At 44.4% G+C, this 14,698-nt stretch carries 17 protein-coding genes; all 17 read left to right on the forward strand.

The genetic code is table 11. The features are described from left to right. Window positions 1-11 precede the first annotated feature (11 nt). The 17 genes from NRIC_RS01655 to NRIC_RS19160 all read left to right on the forward strand — a co-directional run bounded on the left by NRIC_RS01655 (window position 12) and on the right by NRIC_RS19160 (window position 14,078). The gene (locus NRIC_RS01655; protein ID WP_146620956.1) at window positions 12-1,073 is read left to right on the forward strand and encodes a galactitol-1-phosphate 5-dehydrogenase; all 1,062 of its coding nucleotides are present in this window, start codon (window positions 12-14) and stop codon (window positions 1,071-1,073) included. A gap of 15 nt (window positions 1,074-1,088) precedes the next feature. Beyond that, the gene (locus NRIC_RS01660; protein ID WP_146620957.1) at window positions 1,089-1,781 is read left to right on the forward strand and encodes an L-ribulose-5-phosphate 4-epimerase; all 693 of its coding nucleotides are present in this window, start codon (window positions 1,089-1,091) and stop codon (window positions 1,779-1,781) included. A 73-nt stretch (window positions 1,782-1,854) separates the two neighbouring features. Continuing rightward, complete coding sequence (locus NRIC_RS01665; protein ID WP_146620958.1) at window positions 1,855-2,037, forward strand: hypothetical protein; 183 nt, start codon at window positions 1,855-1,857, stop codon at window positions 2,035-2,037. 11 nt (window positions 2,038-2,048) lie between these two features. Next, on the forward strand, window positions 2,049-2,885 hold the full coding sequence (rhaD, locus tag NRIC_RS01670) for a rhamnulose-1-phosphate aldolase (protein WP_146620959.1): 837 nt from the start codon (window positions 2,049-2,051) through the stop codon (window positions 2,883-2,885). Beyond that, complete coding sequence (locus NRIC_RS01675; protein WP_146620960.1) at window positions 2,882-3,940, forward strand: NAD(P)-dependent oxidoreductase; 1,059 nt, start codon at window positions 2,882-2,884, stop codon at window positions 3,938-3,940. Before rhaD ends, NRIC_RS01675 begins: the two co-directional genes overlap by 4 nt. 140 nt (window positions 3,941-4,080) lie before the next feature. Continuing rightward, a complete protein-coding gene (locus tag NRIC_RS01680) occupies window positions 4,081-4,881 on the forward strand; it encodes an SDR family oxidoreductase (protein ID WP_146620961.1) in 801 nt (266 codons plus the stop codon). Between the two features lie 20 nt (window positions 4,882-4,901). Continuing rightward, window positions 4,902-6,749, forward strand: coding sequence for a BglG family transcription antiterminator (locus tag NRIC_RS01685; RefSeq protein ID WP_146620962.1), 1,848 nt, complete (start codon window positions 4,902-4,904; stop codon window positions 6,747-6,749). 1 nt (window position 6,750) lies between these two features. Then, the gene (locus tag NRIC_RS01690) at window positions 6,751-7,233 is read left to right on the forward strand and encodes a transcriptional regulator GutM (protein ID WP_146620963.1); all 483 of its coding nucleotides are present in this window, start codon (window positions 6,751-6,753) and stop codon (window positions 7,231-7,233) included. Window positions 7,234-7,235: 2 nt separating this feature from the next. Further along, on the forward strand, window positions 7,236-7,787 hold the full coding sequence (gene srlA, locus NRIC_RS01695) for a PTS glucitol/sorbitol transporter subunit IIC (protein WP_146620964.1): 552 nt from the start codon (window positions 7,236-7,238) through the stop codon (window positions 7,785-7,787). A 47-nt stretch (window positions 7,788-7,834) separates the two neighbouring features. Then, window positions 7,835-8,833 carry a PTS glucitol/sorbitol transporter subunit IIB gene (gene srlE, locus NRIC_RS01700; RefSeq protein ID WP_146620965.1) on the forward strand — a complete coding sequence of 333 codons (999 nt, stop codon included), beginning with the start codon at window positions 7,835-7,837 and terminating at the stop codon, window positions 8,831-8,833. Between the two features lie 38 nt (window positions 8,834-8,871). Further along, window positions 8,872-9,225, forward strand: a complete 354-nt coding sequence (locus NRIC_RS01705) for a PTS glucitol/sorbitol transporter subunit IIA (RefSeq protein WP_146620966.1) — start codon at window positions 8,872-8,874, stop codon at window positions 9,223-9,225. A 167-nt stretch (window positions 9,226-9,392) separates the two neighbouring features. Then, window positions 9,393-10,520, forward strand: a complete 1,128-nt coding sequence (locus NRIC_RS01710; protein ID WP_146620967.1) for a helix-turn-helix domain-containing protein — start codon at window positions 9,393-9,395, stop codon at window positions 10,518-10,520. Continuing rightward, window positions 10,513-10,725 carry a PLD nuclease N-terminal domain-containing protein gene (locus NRIC_RS01715; protein ID WP_146620968.1) on the forward strand — a complete coding sequence of 71 codons (213 nt, stop codon included), beginning with the start codon at window positions 10,513-10,515 and terminating at the stop codon, window positions 10,723-10,725. The genes NRIC_RS01710 and NRIC_RS01715 overlap by 8 nt, the downstream gene beginning before the upstream one ends. Next, entirely contained in the window at window positions 10,722-11,642 is a 921-nt protein-coding gene (locus NRIC_RS01720) for an ABC transporter ATP-binding protein (RefSeq protein ID WP_146620969.1), read from the forward strand. The genes NRIC_RS01715 and NRIC_RS01720 overlap by 4 nt, the downstream gene beginning before the upstream one ends. Beyond that, on the forward strand, window positions 11,639-12,403 hold the full coding sequence (locus NRIC_RS01725; protein ID WP_146620970.1) for an ABC transporter permease: 765 nt from the start codon (window positions 11,639-11,641) through the stop codon (window positions 12,401-12,403). Before NRIC_RS01720 ends, NRIC_RS01725 begins: the two co-directional genes overlap by 4 nt. A gap of 107 nt (window positions 12,404-12,510) precedes the next feature. Then, on the forward strand, window positions 12,511-13,623 hold the full coding sequence (locus tag NRIC_RS01730; RefSeq protein WP_146620971.1) for a glycerate kinase: 1,113 nt from the start codon (window positions 12,511-12,513) through the stop codon (window positions 13,621-13,623). 278 nt (window positions 13,624-13,901) lie between these two features. After that, window positions 13,902-14,078: a hypothetical protein gene (locus tag NRIC_RS19160; protein ID WP_175579966.1), complete on the forward strand. Its 177-nt coding sequence runs from the start codon at window positions 13,902-13,904 to the stop codon at window positions 14,076-14,078. Window positions 14,079-14,698 lie beyond the last annotated feature (620 nt).

Here is a 14,698-nt window from a genome sequence, read left to right on the forward strand (position 1 = left end):
GAGATGAGAAGATGTCTGAACAAATGGAGGCAAGTGTTTTAGTGGAACCCGGTGTTTTGGAAGTAAAAAAAGTGGCAGTTCCAGAAATCGGTGAACAAGAAGTATTGATCAAGGTGGCTTACGCGGGAATCTGTGGGTCAGATGTGCCCCGCGCAAACCTCGAAAACGGTGCAAGAATGTACCCGATCATTTTAGGCCATGAATTTAGCGGTACGGTTGATCAAGTGGGATCAAATGTAACCAAACTCAAGGTCGGCGACAAGGTAGCTGTTGCACCATTAATCCCAGATCCTAATTCTGAATACACAAAAGAAGGATACTACGGGCTTAGTGACAATTATAACATAATTGGTACAGGGAGTAACGGGGCCTTCAGCGAGTATGTAAAAGTTCCCGAAGACCATGCAGTCGTCATGCCGGAGGAACTGGATCTGTTATCCGCAGCCGGAGTGGAGCCCGCGACCATCAGTTGGCACGCATTGCGCAGAGCCCAGATCGAGGTCGGTGATACAGTTGCTGTTTTAGGCTGCGGTCCCATCGGTCAATTTGCGATCCAGATCGCCAAAATATTTGGCGCAAAAACGGTTGTAGCAGTGGACATTTTCGACGATAAGCTGCAATTAGCGAAAGAACTAGGCGCCGATGTGGCGATCAACAGTAAAGAAGTTGACTTAGAGCAAGCCATTCGGGAATTGACTGGATTAGGCGTCGATGTGGTGATCGAGACTGCAGGGAGTAAGATTACACAAAAGCAGTCGCTGTTGATCACGCGCAAGCATGGACGAATCGTCTTTGTGGGTATTTCGCACCAAGACTTGCCATTATCAGAAAAAGAAGCGGAACGAATCATGCGGGCAGAGCTGACGGTGACCGGGTCTTGGAATTCTTACACCGCACCTTACCCTGGTCGAGCATGGGAAGCCACCTTGGATGAAATGTCTAAGGGTCGTATCAAATTTAAAGAGATGATCTCCCATGAAATCTCTTTAGAAGAGCTGCCGGAAATATTACCGAAGATGTTCAAGCGAGAGTTAAGCTACAACAAGATCGTAGTCGCTGTTCATCCGGAATAAAAAGGAGTATCGATGATGTTAGAGCAATTAAAAGAAGAGGTTTTTCAAGCGAATTTAGAGCTGCCCAGACATGGGCTAATTAAATATACATGGGGCAATGTCAGTGCCTTCGACAAAGAAACCGGGTATTTCGTGATTAAGCCGAGTGGTGTCAGCTATGAGAATATGACTGTTGATGACATGGTGGTAGTAGATTTAGAGAATAAAGTGATTGAAGGAAAGTTGAATCCTTCCTCTGATACTCCGACCCATGCCGTGTTGTACAAAGCGTTTCCGGAAATCGGCGGGATTGTGCATACGCATTCCACTTGGGCTACGATTTGGGCACAATCTGGCTTGGATTGTCCAGCGATGGGAACAACCCATGCGGATACTTTTTATGGATCGGTTCCTTGTGCCCGCTTTTTGACACAAGGAGAAATTGATGAGGGGTATGAACATGAAACGGGCAACGTGATTGTTGAAACCTTCAACAAAAGAGGCATTAAGCCAATGGAGGTGCCCGGAGTTCTACTGCATGGTCATGGACCTTTTACGTGGGGCAAAAATGCCAGCAGTGCCGTGATGAATGCGGTAGTTTTGGATGAGGTTTGCAAAATGAATTTGTTTACCCGTCAGCTGAATACCTATGCGGAGAATCTGCCGCAGCGGGTTTTGGACAAGCATTATTTGCGTAAACATGGCGCGAATGCTTATTACGGTCAGTAAGACCTTAAGAATAACCAGCTCCAGGAGTTGGTTATTCTTCTTTTAAGATTTTTAATGAATAGGAGGGTTACACATGTTAAGTGAACTGTTTACATTAATTGGCTTCGCCTTTTTTATCAAAATCTTTTTCGATGGTGCTAAGAAAATCATCGTTGGCAGCAATGGGGACATCGTCAAAAACAAGACCTATGTTATTCATGGGATTTTAGGCTTTGCTTTTATTATCGTTAGTCGTCTGTTGCTATTGATTTTATAGGAGGGGAAAAAGTGAAGCTTCACAACATTTTAACTGCGCCTTTTATTCAAGAAATGTGCCAAGCGACGCATCAGCTGTGGCAATATGGCTGGGCTGAGCGCAATGGTGGGAATATCAGTTATCGGATACCCGCGGAGGAGGTCCGCTATTATTTATCTTTGGAACGAACATTTCCAGTTACTCCGTTGTCCTTTCATGTTCCAGAATTAGCTAGTGAAATCTTTTTAGTGTCCGGTTCAGGGAAATACTTTAAAAACGTGCAGCATAATCCGGCGGACAGTTTAGCTTTGATTCGTATTTCAGAGGAGGGTGCAAGCTACGAATTATTGTGGGGATTAGAAAACGGTGATGTGCCAACCAGCGAATTGGCTTCCCATTTGAAATGCCATCAGATTCGACTAGCTCAAGATCCACAGCACCGAGTGATTTTACATACCCATGCCTCGGCCATTTCAGCCATGACCTTTGTCCATCCATTAGAAGATCGTGCATTTACTAAAACTTTGTGGCAAATGATTACCGAATGTTTGGTGGTGTTCCCCGACGGTGTGGCTGTTTTGCCATGGATGGTTGCCGGAACCAATGAATTAGGGGAGGCTTCGGCAGCGAAAATGGTTGATTGCCGGATCGTGGTCTGGCCACATCATGGCATCATGAGCGCCGGTCAGACAATGGATGATGCGTTTGGATTGATCGAAACAGCCGAAAAAGCCGCTGAAATCTATTTGAAGATCAGCTCAACCAATCAGCCTGTTCTGCAAAAGATTACAGATCAGCAATTATGGGATCTGGCCTCAACCTTCCAAGTAATTCCCAAAGACGGTGTGTTGGAGGCGAAAAACCAATGACCAAAATTGTAGTGGTGGGCGATCCCTTTGTTCCAGCCGAAAGCTTAATCAAGGCTGCGCAACAGTTAGACCTTCAGCAGCCTTTCGAGATTAGCGCGTTTGACTGGTATTCTAAGTATTCACGTGAGGCTTTTCGGCAGATCGTCAAGCAGATTGAACAGGAAGGACCTAATGAATTTTCGTTGCCAGAAGGATTAATGGAAGCGATGAAGACCGCTGAGATTTTGTTGGTTCATATCGCACCAGTATCACAAGCCATGCTGCAGGTGGCCGAAAAGTTACACTTGATTGGTACCTGTCGTGGTGGGCTGGAACATATCGATCTAGTGGAATGGGAAAAGCATCCCAAAGTACAGCTGATTCATGTGATCCGCAATGCGGAACCGGTGGCGGACTTCACGATTGGGATGATGTATAGCGTCGTGCGCAATATCGCTCGATCGTCCAGTGAAGTGCAAGCAGGCAACTGGCCGCAGCATTTCCTCAATGATCCGTACAAAACCTCGCTGTCCAATCTAACCGTTGGTTTGATCGGGTTGGGACACATTGGCAAGCTGGTCGTGAAGAAGCTTAACGGCTTAGGAATTCCAGTGATCGCTTATGATGCGTTTGCTGACGAAGAACAGCTGCAAGCTGCTGGTTACCAATTGCAGTTAGCCGATATCGAAACGGTTTTTCGTCAAGCCGATGTGCTATCGCTGCATTTGCGGGTCGTACCGGAGACGATCAATCTAATTAATCATCAGCTTTTACAACTGATGAAGCCTAGTGCATATTTGATCAATACCGCCCGACCAGATATTTTGAACAAGCAGGCTTTTTACGAAGCCTTAGCAACGAAAAAAATCGCCGGTGCTGGAATCGATGTGGTTTGGGAAGAACCGATCCGACCTGATGATCCTTTGTTGAGCTTGGATAATTTGATCATTACCTCACATATTGCTGGCGATACGATCGACGCGATCGAACGTTCACCGGAGCTGCTGCAAAAAGAATTGAATCACTATTTAGCAAGCGGCGTTTCTGAACTCCTTATTCCACATTCAATCAACTAATCCAAGAAAAGATCAAACCTCGTGTTTGGTCTTTTTTCAATTCGTTCACTTTTTTTTACAGAGATGAAAAAAAGACCGTATTAATTTTATGACAAAAGGGTCCTATACTTTGGGTGTATTAGAAATAGGAGGAACGTGCTATGACAGATTGGTTAAACATTGCAGGCAAAAAGGTAATTGTGACAGGGGGCTCATCAGGAATTGGTGCAAGTATCGTCGCTGAATTGTTGGAAGTCGGCGTACAGGTTGCGAATTTTGATTTAAATGAAGGCAAACAGCAGCATGAAAATCTTCGTTTCTTTGCTACTGACATTTCTTCAAGAGAACAGGTGGAAGCAAATGTAGCGAAGGTAGTAGAAGAATTTGGAACGATTGACGGCTTGGTAAATAATGCGGGAATTAATGTTCCAAGATTATTGGTGGATGGTCAGGAACCTCATGGTGAATTTGAACTGTCTGATGGCGTTTTCGACAAGATTTTTGCCATTAATCAAAAAGGACTCTTCTTAATGAGTCAGGCAGTTGCTAGAATAATGGTAGGAAAGAAACAAGGTGTCATCATCAACATGTCTTCTGAAAGTGGGCTGGAGGGTTCTGAAGGACAGAGTGCCTATGCAGCAACCAAGGCCGCAGTTAACAGCTATACCCGTTCTTGGGCGAAGGAATTAGGCAAGCAAGGAATCCGAGTGGTGGGAATTGCTCCCGGTATTATGGAGGAAACAGGCTTGCGGACGATCGAGTACGAAACAGCGTTAGCTTACACTCGCGGAATTACAGTTGATGAGTTACGCCAAAACTATAGCAAAACCACAACTATTCCTTTAGGACGCAGCGGCAAGTTAAGCGAAGTGGCCGATCTAGTGTGCTACTACCTATCGGATCGGGCAAGTTATATCACAGGTGTTACAACCAATGTCGCAGGTGGTAAAACGCGAGGTTAAGGTGAAAGCGGGGTAATAAGATGGCGTTGGTGAATCGTTGGTATCAAGTATTGCAGCATTTTATTACTCAAGATCGATTGACTCTAGAGGAGCTGGAGCTGATTACCAATACAACTTCACAAACAGTCAAAAAGACCATTCAGCTGCTGAATGAACAAATGGAGCATGTGGCAAAAATTGTTGAAGCTGACGGATTTTATCAGCTAAAGGTCATTGATTCTAAGCAATTTGAAGCTGTCATGAATGGCAGTCTGAAGCAACAGATGGATTTTAATTCCAGCAGTAAACGCATGGCAGTACTAATTGACTGTTTTATGAAACGACAGGATTACGTGGTGATCGATGATTTGTCGGAAATTTTAGGTGTCAGTCGTTCGACAGTAAACAAGGATTTGCGGAATTTGAAGCAGCTGCTGAAGGATTTTGATGTCTCATTGATTGGAACCCCGAATAAGGGCTTGCTGCTGCAAGGGCAGGAAGAGAATTTACGGATGCTGTATTTGTACCATGCCTATGATTATCTAGAATATATCGGCTTAAGCGAGTCGATTTTATTATTAATTGAAGAACTATCGATAACTAAGAAACTGGATTTTCGTACGGCTGGTTTATGGAAAAAGGTCGTTAGTTTGACGTTGGACCGAATTCAAGAGGGGCAAGCATTGCGAGACGCTATTCCTAATTATGTGAATTATTTTGCTGAAGATCCGCAGGTTGAAGAGCTGCGGATGACGATTGAGGAAAGCTACAGTGTCACCTTGAGTCAATTTGAATTTGATTTTCTGTGTTTCCCGTTGAATATTTTCAACAATAATGTGATCGACGAGCAGGTAGCGGAAAACCCAATTGTTCGTCAGCTGTTTCAGACAATGATGGCAGCTATTCATGAAGCGGTAATCATTACGATAAATGAAGAGGAGCTGTTTAAAAATCTGCGGGCTCATTTTATGTTTTTGCTTAATCGCATTATTTTTCGCGTGCAGGCCTATGACATTTTCGGGCATGATTTTCGCAACAAGCATGCCTTTACCTACGAATTAGCTGATATCGGAATTCGTGCGTTGGCAGACTTTTTAAACAAGCCGCGGCGGACAGCAGAAATATCTTATCTGGCGATTTATTTTGAATTAGCTTTGAAGGCAGACACTAGTGGAAACTTTAAAGAAATTGCGATTGTCTGCAATACTGGAAAAGGCACGGCGTTGATGCTGAAGCGTCAGCTGGGGAATGTTTTGGGCCCCAATATTCGGATTGCCCATTATTCAGAGGAAGAGTATCAAACGCAAGAGTTGGATCGGTACTTTGCTATTTTTACAACGATTCCTTTAAAGGAGACAAAGGTTCCAACCACGTTGATTAAGCTGACCGATCTGTTCAATGACAATTGGCTGTTAGGCGAGTGGAAACGAATCATCGCTTCAAAGGCAGCTTCATTTGAAAATATCCATTTCAGCTTCGTGGCTTTAGACAGTCAAAAGTCGTACGAAGAAAACCTGCTGCTGATGCTGGAGCAGCTTGAGACTGAACAGTGGATTGACAAAGACTTTAAAACGTACATCCTGCAAAAATCGCAGGAGGAATCGGCTGTGATTGAAAATGAGATTGCCTTTCCCCACGGAATTAATAATCGAAGCGATCAAATTATTGCCTTTATTGGTTCCTATCCTGAACAGCCGTCGCTGGAAGACATTGAGTTGATCTTTCTGGTAGCGATTCCAGTGAATCTGACAATGGAAGCAGAGGATGAGCTGTTGAGTTTTTACGATACTATTTTTACCATTTCCTCCAGTTCCCATCTGCGCAAGAAGGTGAAGGAAGTGACTTCCAAGGAAGAATACACACAGCTATTAACGAAAGGGGAAGTCTAAGATGAATATCTTTTTTCTAGGTGCTATTGCTCTTGTTGCTTATATTATTCAGACGTTTTTAGGCTTGAAACAAATAAAAAATTTTAACACGGTATATGGTCGGATGCGCCGCAAAGGCAAGGTAGCTATCGGCAGAAGGCCGGGAAAGATTGCTTCAGGAACACTTCTGCTGTTTGCTGTCGATGCGGCGGGGAGAATTGATGAAGCAGAAATGATGCAGGGAACCTCTATCCTGGCTCGCTTCAAGCCACGTCCGCAATTTGTCGGCTTGGATATTCACGAATTGTCCGAGCAGCACCCGGTTTTATTGAAGGAAAACAAATTGACCCGGCAAGCGGCCTTAAACGCTCAAAAGGTCTATCTCGAAGTTGAAAAAGGCAATTACCAAGAAAGACAGCCGATGTCACCGGTGATAAATGCCGGATTGCAGTTGTCGCTGCTGAAACAATCGATTCAAACAAAATTTTCTAAAGGGAGTGTATAAAAATGGATTTTCTTATCAAATTTGCGGAGGGCTTTATGAGCCTGTTTCAAACAGGTGCAGAAACGTTTATTAGCTGGATGACAGGGATCGTGCCAGTCGTGCTGCTGTTGATGGTAGCCATGAATACCCTGATTGCTTTTCTCGGAGAAGAGCGTGTCACAAAAGTTGCTCGAGCGTCTTCCAAAAACCCATTGACTCGTTATCTGGTTTTGCCGTTTATCTCGGCGTTTATGCTGGGGAATCCGATGTCCTTTACGATGGGCCGCTTTATTCCAGAGTACTACAAACCAAGCTATTATGCTTCATTGGCTCAATTTTGCCATACCAGCAATGGGGTCTTTCCTCATATCAATCCCGGTGAATTGTTCGTCTGGATGGGGATCGCGCAAGGGATTACTGCTTTGGGGCTCAATTCAATGGAATTGGCAATCCGTTACATGCTAGTTGGACTTGTCATGAATTTCTTCGGTGGCTGGATCACAGACTTCACAACTGCTTTTGTTTGTAAACAGCAAGGCGTGGAATTGAGCAAGACTGTAAAAGTGGTCGACTAAACGCCCGAAGAGAGACGAACAGATTTTAAAACCAGGAGGAACGAAAGATGACTTATAAAAGTATCAAAATTGTAAAAGGCAACAGCGGATTCGGTGGACCCTTAGTAATCACTCCTACCGAAGCAAAACATAAATTTATTTACGTGACCGGCGGCGGTGAAAAGCCAGCGATCGTCGATAAAATTGCAGAATTAAGCGGCATGGAGCCCGTCAATGGCTTTAAAACCTCGATCCCGGACGACGAGATCGCTTTGGCGATTATCGACTGTGGTGGAACCTTGCGCTGTGGAATTTATCCGAAAAAACACATTCCGACGGTCAATATTGTACCGACAGGCAAAAGTGGTCCTTTGGCACAATACATCACCGAAGATATTTATGTTTCTGCGGTTGGGATGGAACAAATCATGCTGGCAGACGAAAGCGAAGCGGCTGCAACCGCAGTTGAAGCACCAAAGGAAGAAAAGAAATACAAATATTCTACGGACAAAAAGATCACCGAGCAACGGGCTGAGCAGCAAAGTTTTATTGCTAAGATCGGGATGGGTGCTGGAAAAGTCGTGGCAACCTTTAACCAGTCTGCGCGCGAGGGTGTTCAAACCATGATCAACACGGTCATTCCTTTTATGGCTTTTGTATCGCTGTTGATCGGGATCATTCAAGGTTCAGGTGTCGGCACAGTCTTTGCCAACATGATGAAACCATTGGCCGGCAATGTGATCGGTCTGATCATTATCGGCTTTATCTGTTCTCTGCCATTTTTGTCACCATTATTAGGACCAGGGGCGGTCATCAGTCAGATTTTAGGCACCTTGATCGGGGTCGAAATCGGCAAAGGCAACATCCCGCCGCAATTGGCCTTGCCCGCTTTGTTTGCCATTAATACGCAAAATGCGGCTGACTTCATTCCAGTTGGTTTAGGACTTGAAGAAGCAGAGGCAGAAACCGTGGAAGTTGGTGTTCCTTCTGTTTTGTACTCTCGTTTCTTGAATGGAGTACCACGGGTTGTTGTGGCATGGCTGGCAAGTTTCGGGATGTACAGTTAAACTAATAGGTAAAAGTAGTTGTTGGGAGAGATGATAAAATGATTTTTGAGACGCAGGTAACGAACATTGGACCAGAAGCAGAAATGTTTCAGGCTGAAAAAATGCTGATCTTTTTCGGCGATGAAGCCCCTGATACGCTGGCTGACTATTGCTACAACATTGAGCTGAAGGCTTCGACAGGCGAGATTCTGCCGGGTATGACTTTCACCTTTGATGACCAGCCGTATCAAATCACGGCTGTCGGTGACGTGGTCAAGAAAAACTTAGATGATTTAGGTCACATCACGCTGCGCTTTGACGGTGCGAAAGAGGCAGAGCTTCCAGGCACGTTGTACGTGGAAGAAAAAGCGATGCCGGTGATCCAGGTAGGAACGAAAATCAGTATTCAATAGACGTCGATTCTTGGTAAGTACCTTCATAAGGTATTTGCCAAGAATTTTTTTGTATAAAGCAGCTCGTAAGTATCGCGTAAGTTGACTATTCACCGTAAAAGTTAACAATCACTCCATTGCTTGTCTTCGTTGCAGGACATACAATAAAAGAGAAAGGACGTGAGGACATGCGTATGAATCTAGGTTCAGTGATCGCCGAAAAACGCAAAAAGAAAAAAATAACCCAGCAAGAATTAGCTGATTTTATGAATGTGTCGAAGGCATCTGTCTCGAAGTGGGAGACGGGGCATACTTATCCGGATATTACCTTACTGCCTTTACTGGCAGCCTATTTTAATATTAGTATCGACGAATTATTGAATTACGAACCGCAATTGAGCAATCAAGAGATCCAGCATATTTATACTTCGCTTCAGAGATCCTTTGAGACGATGATGCCAGAAGAAGTTTTGTCCTCGATTCACAGCTTCATTCGCCGCTATTATTCCTGCTATCCGTTTATTTTGCAGATGGGCTCGCTGATTTTGAATCACTTGGATCTGCTGCCGGGAGAAAACCAGCAGGAAAAGGAGCAGCGCTATTTTCTGGAGGCGCTGGAATTGTTTGTCCATGTGCGTACAAATGCCAAGGATCCTGAACTGATTTTGCAGGCATCACGGATGGAGGCTTTTGCCTTATTGATGATGCATAAGGCCGACGAAGTGCTGGAAATTTTAGGCGATGTCACACCGGCAAATTTTCCCGTGGAAAGTATGATTGCTGCGGCGTTTCAAATGAAAGGCGACGGACAAAAAGCCATTGAGACGATGCAAAGCGCGCTGTATCAGCATGTATCAGTCATGATGAGCTCGTTTACTAATTATCTACGGTGTTTGACCCCACAATCAGAAAAATTTGAAGAAACGGTCAAACGCGGGTATCAATTTGCCGAGGTATTTGATTTGGAGCAGCTTCATCCGGTTGTATTGTTGAATTTCCAATTGTCAGCGCTGTTCGGGTATGCGCAGCAGCAAAAAGAAACCGAAGCCTTGGATATTCTGGAAGAATTTACCCATCTGATGGAGCAAATAGAATTCCCAATGAAAATGCATGGAGATCGCTACTTTGATCAGCTGGGTCCGTGGTTCGATTCGTTGGAGACGGGAACTCAAATGCCGCGCGATCCTGCATTTGTTCAAGAGGGATTAGTCGCTGCCGTTGTAGACAATCCAATGCTTTCAGGCTTTGAAGATCAAGCAAGACTTCAAGAACTGATTCAGCGATTGGTTCCTCTAGGAGGGAAGAAAGATGAATGATTGGTCTTTTTTAACAGAAAATTTACCGTTGTTGCTGCCTTTGATCCTTTTGGAGCTGGTATTGCTGCTGACGTCTTTGGTCCACGTACTCAAACACCCACATTACCGCTTCGGCAACCGTTTGATGTGGGTACTCATTGTGGTCATCCTGCAGATCGTCGGTCCGATCTTCTATTTTGGATTCGGCCGAGGAGATGACGCATGACGATTTTGGAGATTCAGGGATTGACTAAAACCTTCGGCAAGAAAAAGGTCTTGGATCAGCTAAATCTGACGGTCCCCATGGGCTCACTCTTTGGCTTTATTGGTGAAAATGGCGTCGGAAAAACTACGACGATGAAGGTGATTTTGGGATTGGAGGAAGCCGATGCGGGTACAGTCAAAATCAAAGGCCAGTCTGTTCGCTTCGGTAATACGCCGACCAATCGCTACATCGGGTATCTGCCAGATGTTCCAGCCTTCTATCCGTATCTGACGGCTAGCGAATACTTGATTCTTTGCGGGGAGCTGACAGGGATCAAAAAAAAGGTATTAAGAGAAAAAGTTGCAGAAAAATTGAGTTTGGTGGGATTGGAAAATCAAAAAGGAAAAATCAAAGGCTTTTCCCGCGGGATGAAGCAGCGTTTAGGGATCGCACAGGCCTTGTTAAATGATCCGGAGCTGCTGATCTGTGATGAACCGACTTCTGCTTTGGATCCCAGCGGCAGGAATGAATTTTTGACCTTACTGGCTTCGTTAAAAGGCCAGGTCACGATGTTGTTTTCGACGCATATCCTAAGCGACGTGGAACGAGTCTGTGATTATGTGGGGATTTTGGACGAAGGACGACTCAAGGCCTGCGCTTCATTTCCTGAATTAAAGGAGCAATATGCACAAAACAAAATGGAGCTCACCTTTGCACAACCGGTTGATCAAACCATGAAGCATACGCTTCTGACTTTGCCTGAATTGACCGGCATCCAGCAAGAAAATCCACAAACCCTGACCTTGACCTATCACGACACGTACGATGCTGCAGTTGAGCAGGTATTCGAGCTGCTGACGAAGCAAAAAAGCATGCCCGTTTCCTTGAAAAAGATTGACCCTAATTTGGAAACTATTTTCTTGGAGGTGGTGAAATGAGAGCCGTTTACTTTTTTACCAAAAAAGAGTGTTTGGAGGGCTGGCGAACGGCACGAATCGGAATGTTGGTGCTGGTCTTTTTGATTTTAGGCATCATGAATCCTTTTTTAGCCAAATTTTTACCAGAGATCATCAGAGGAACGATGGGGGAAGCCTGGGCATCGACCATTCCAGCCCCGACCTCTCTGGATTCCTGGACTCAGTTTTACAAAAATGTACCGCAGATCGGATTGGTCGTACTGGTTTTGATGTCCAGTGGAACGATCAGTCAGGAGATCAATAATGGCACGTTGGTCAATCTGATCACGAAGGGATTAAAGCGTCAAACGGTAGTTCTGAGTAAAGCACTGACGATAATCGTGCAGTGGTCGATTTGTTTGATGCTTACACTTCTAGTCACATGGGGGTATACGTTGTATTACTTTTCAGATGATCAAAGCCCGAATGTCTTAGTGGCTGTTTTCCCATTGTGGGTGTTCGGGGTACTGCTGATGAGTCTTGTTTTATTAGCCTCCGCAGTTGCTAGAAATAGTTCAGACGGGCTGCTTTTGACGGGCGGATTTGTTGTTGTTTTGTTCTTGATCCAAATGATCGATAAAACCAAAACCTACAATCCGCTTAGCTTGGCTACGGAGAATCTTGTCTTTTTAAAAAATACAGCCGAACTAAAGGATTATTGGCCGGCCTTTTTACTGGCAGGACTGCTGTCTGCTTTATTGGTCGGCAGTGCCGTGCTAGTCATGAACAAAAAACGACTTTAGCAAGTGAGGGAAGATGCACGGAGGTGTCTTCCTTTTTTTGTGGGATCTTTTCCACCTATGGTACGATAACAACAGAAGAGTGAACCACTAGAAAAGAGGAAATCACAATGAAAATTATGATCATGCCGGACTCCTTTAAAGGAAGCTTGTCTGCGTCAGAAGCAGCACAAGCAATCAAACAAGGGTTTGAAACAGTTTTACCAGCAGACTATCACCTATTGCCTGTTGGCGATGGTGGTGAAGGAACGCTCGATGCACTGATCCGTAGTTTGGATCTGCAAATTGCCAGCAGAGAAGTGACCGGACCTTTTGGCGAAAAGGCGAACTTGCGCTATGCTTATCGACAGCAACAGGCCTTCTTTGAAATGGCGGACCTGGTCGGACTGCCTCAAATACCAGAGAAGCAAAGAGATCCTTTGGCTATCCAAACAAAAGGCTTGGGGGAGATGCTGGTCTATTTAGCAGAGCAAGGCTTTAGAGAAATTGGTATCGGCATTGGCGGAAGTGCTACGGTAGATGGCGGTATCGGATTTGCTGCTGGTTTGGGTTATCGCTTTTTCGACCAAGATGGCAAGAGGCTGCAGCCGATTGGTGCAAGCTTGACTTCTGTGGCAGCGATCGATCGACAACATGCGTTTGAGCTGCCTCAGGAACTGACCGTCAAAATTATCAACGACGTCACTAATCCTCTTTGCGGAGAACAAGGTGCCGCCCAAATTTTTGGACCGCAGAAAGGTCTGAAAGAAACAGAAATTCTTTCGGTTGATCAAGCCTTAAAACAATTTTATCAGCTTGCTAATCCAGCTATCTTAACATTGGAAGGAGCTGGGGCCGGTGGCGGCTTGGCTGCTGGTATTGCGGCCTTCTCGAACGGTCAAATCGTTTCAGGCATTGATTATGTATTGGATCTCCAAGAATTTGATCAACAGGTGCAGCATGCCGACTTAGTGATCGTCGGAGAAGGCCGGATGGATCAGCAGAGTCTCTCAGGTAAAGCGCCGGTAGGGATCGCTCGCCGCGTTCCAGAAGGCATCCCTGTGGTTGCGATCTGCGGCAGTGTTGCTAAAGAACTGAGAGATACCACAAAATCCGGGATCGACGCTGCGTTTCCGATCGTGAATCAGCCCATGAGCCTGTCTGAAGCAATCGAAAATGCAGAAAGCAATCTGATTCGTACCAGTGCAGCAATTGCCGGTTTGTATCGACGACTATTGGAATAAGGTAATGGTCAGGAAAGTACAAGTTAGACAAGTAAGAAAGTTAGTAATGTGTTCGTGGTGGAACTTTCGCTCTTTTTTTGAGGCAATCATTTGCTGTCGAAACATTCATTTTTTTCGATTCCCCGTATTTGCATCTAAGCGCGGATGTATTTATATAGGAGAAAAAAAGAAACAAGCTGAGAACAGCAGAAACGCTCAAAAACATAGATGAGTGAAGGCTCTCATGCAATAACTTGGGTCTATCGAGTCAGATATATTCAGAAAACGAGGAGAAAGAGATGTTAGGTCAAATGAGAAAAGACCATGACACGAATAAAGCCAAGCTCTCGACCGCTGAAAGGTGCGAAGAGAAATGCGGGATCAGTATTGGAACTCGTATGATTGCTCAAAACATGATGGAAAAGAACTCCCTTATGCTCTCATTTCTGAAATTAGATGGCCCATTCAAGAAATAAAGGATCTGCAAGAATACCCTTTCTATACCCATGCCCAGAGGATTGCCTCTGGGCTATTTTAATCCTCGAAAGTTTGTATATTTGATTGTCAACGAACGTACCACGAGATTATCCTGGCGGTGGATCAGGCGGGTTTCCATGGCCTTTCGTTTTTTCTTGTTTCGTTTCCGCAACAATCTCATAATTAATTTGGCTGGGAAATTGTGTTTCCCCAAAGTAGGAGGTGGGTCAACTTACGAGAAAGACGGGTGTAGCCAAAGAGATTGGTGGATTCTTTTTTGAAAAGCATCAGCCAGATATCTGACCAAGTGCTGCTAGTCAATAGAAAGGTGAGAAGTTGATTTTCACATAAATACAATACATATCATCATTTTAGCTATACACTTAACTTATTTTGAGTCATTACCTTTTTATTTTATATTTCGAAAAATAAAATACGAAAATTCGAATTATTTGTTATTATTAAATTGTTTTAGTTAGGAAATATCAAGCGACTTTGGCTTTAATTTAAGCAATAAAAAAATCATTCTAATTAAAGAATGATGCCAATGGTTGTTTTTTATGGCCTAGCTACTTTTCTCTTAGTCTTCAATAGACCAAGAAAGAGATTCGCCTAAAAA

The organism is Enterococcus florum (genome assembly GCF_004309355.1).
Lineage (GTDB): Bacteria > Bacillota > Bacilli > Lactobacillales > Enterococcaceae > Enterococcus_A > Enterococcus_A florum.

What these genes read in the sequence shown, in the direction of transcription:
- NRIC_RS01690 (WP_146620963.1), top strand. Translation starts at nt 6,751, where the DNA reads ATGAATATCTTTTTTCTAGGTGCTATTGCTCTTGTTGCTTATATTATT.
- NRIC_RS01705 (WP_146620966.1), top strand. Translation starts at nt 8,872, where the DNA reads ATGATTTTTGAGACGCAGGTAACGAACATTGGACCAGAAGCAGAAATG.
- NRIC_RS01715 (WP_146620968.1), top strand. Translation starts at nt 10,513, where the DNA reads ATGAATGATTGGTCTTTTTTAACAGAAAATTTACCGTTGTTGCTGCCT.
- NRIC_RS01720 (WP_146620969.1), top strand. Translation starts at nt 10,722, where the DNA reads ATGACGATTTTGGAGATTCAGGGATTGACTAAAACCTTCGGCAAGAAA.
- NRIC_RS01725 (WP_146620970.1), top strand. Translation starts at nt 11,639, where the DNA reads ATGAGAGCCGTTTACTTTTTTACCAAAAAAGAGTGTTTGGAGGGCTGG.
- NRIC_RS01660 (WP_146620957.1), top strand. Translation starts at nt 1,089, where the DNA reads ATGTTAGAGCAATTAAAAGAAGAGGTTTTTCAAGCGAATTTAGAGCTG.
- srlA (WP_146620964.1), top strand. Translation starts at nt 7,236, where the DNA reads ATGGATTTTCTTATCAAATTTGCGGAGGGCTTTATGAGCCTGTTTCAA.
- NRIC_RS01680 (WP_146620961.1), top strand. Translation starts at nt 4,081, where the DNA reads ATGACAGATTGGTTAAACATTGCAGGCAAAAAGGTAATTGTGACAGGG.
- NRIC_RS01685 (WP_146620962.1), top strand. Translation starts at nt 4,902, where the DNA reads ATGGCGTTGGTGAATCGTTGGTATCAAGTATTGCAGCATTTTATTACT.
- NRIC_RS01675 (WP_146620960.1), top strand. Translation starts at nt 2,882, where the DNA reads ATGACCAAAATTGTAGTGGTGGGCGATCCCTTTGTTCCAGCCGAAAGC.
- NRIC_RS19160 (WP_175579966.1), top strand. Translation starts at nt 13,902, where the DNA reads ATGTTAGGTCAAATGAGAAAAGACCATGACACGAATAAAGCCAAGCTC.
- NRIC_RS01710 (WP_146620967.1), top strand. Translation starts at nt 9,393, where the DNA reads ATGCGTATGAATCTAGGTTCAGTGATCGCCGAAAAACGCAAAAAGAAA.
- NRIC_RS01655 (WP_146620956.1), top strand. Translation starts at nt 12, where the DNA reads ATGTCTGAACAAATGGAGGCAAGTGTTTTAGTGGAACCCGGTGTTTTG.
- NRIC_RS01730 (WP_146620971.1), top strand. Translation starts at nt 12,511, where the DNA reads ATGAAAATTATGATCATGCCGGACTCCTTTAAAGGAAGCTTGTCTGCG.
- srlE (WP_146620965.1), top strand. Translation starts at nt 7,835, where the DNA reads ATGACTTATAAAAGTATCAAAATTGTAAAAGGCAACAGCGGATTCGGT.
- NRIC_RS01665 (WP_146620958.1), top strand. Translation starts at nt 1,855, where the DNA reads ATGTTAAGTGAACTGTTTACATTAATTGGCTTCGCCTTTTTTATCAAA.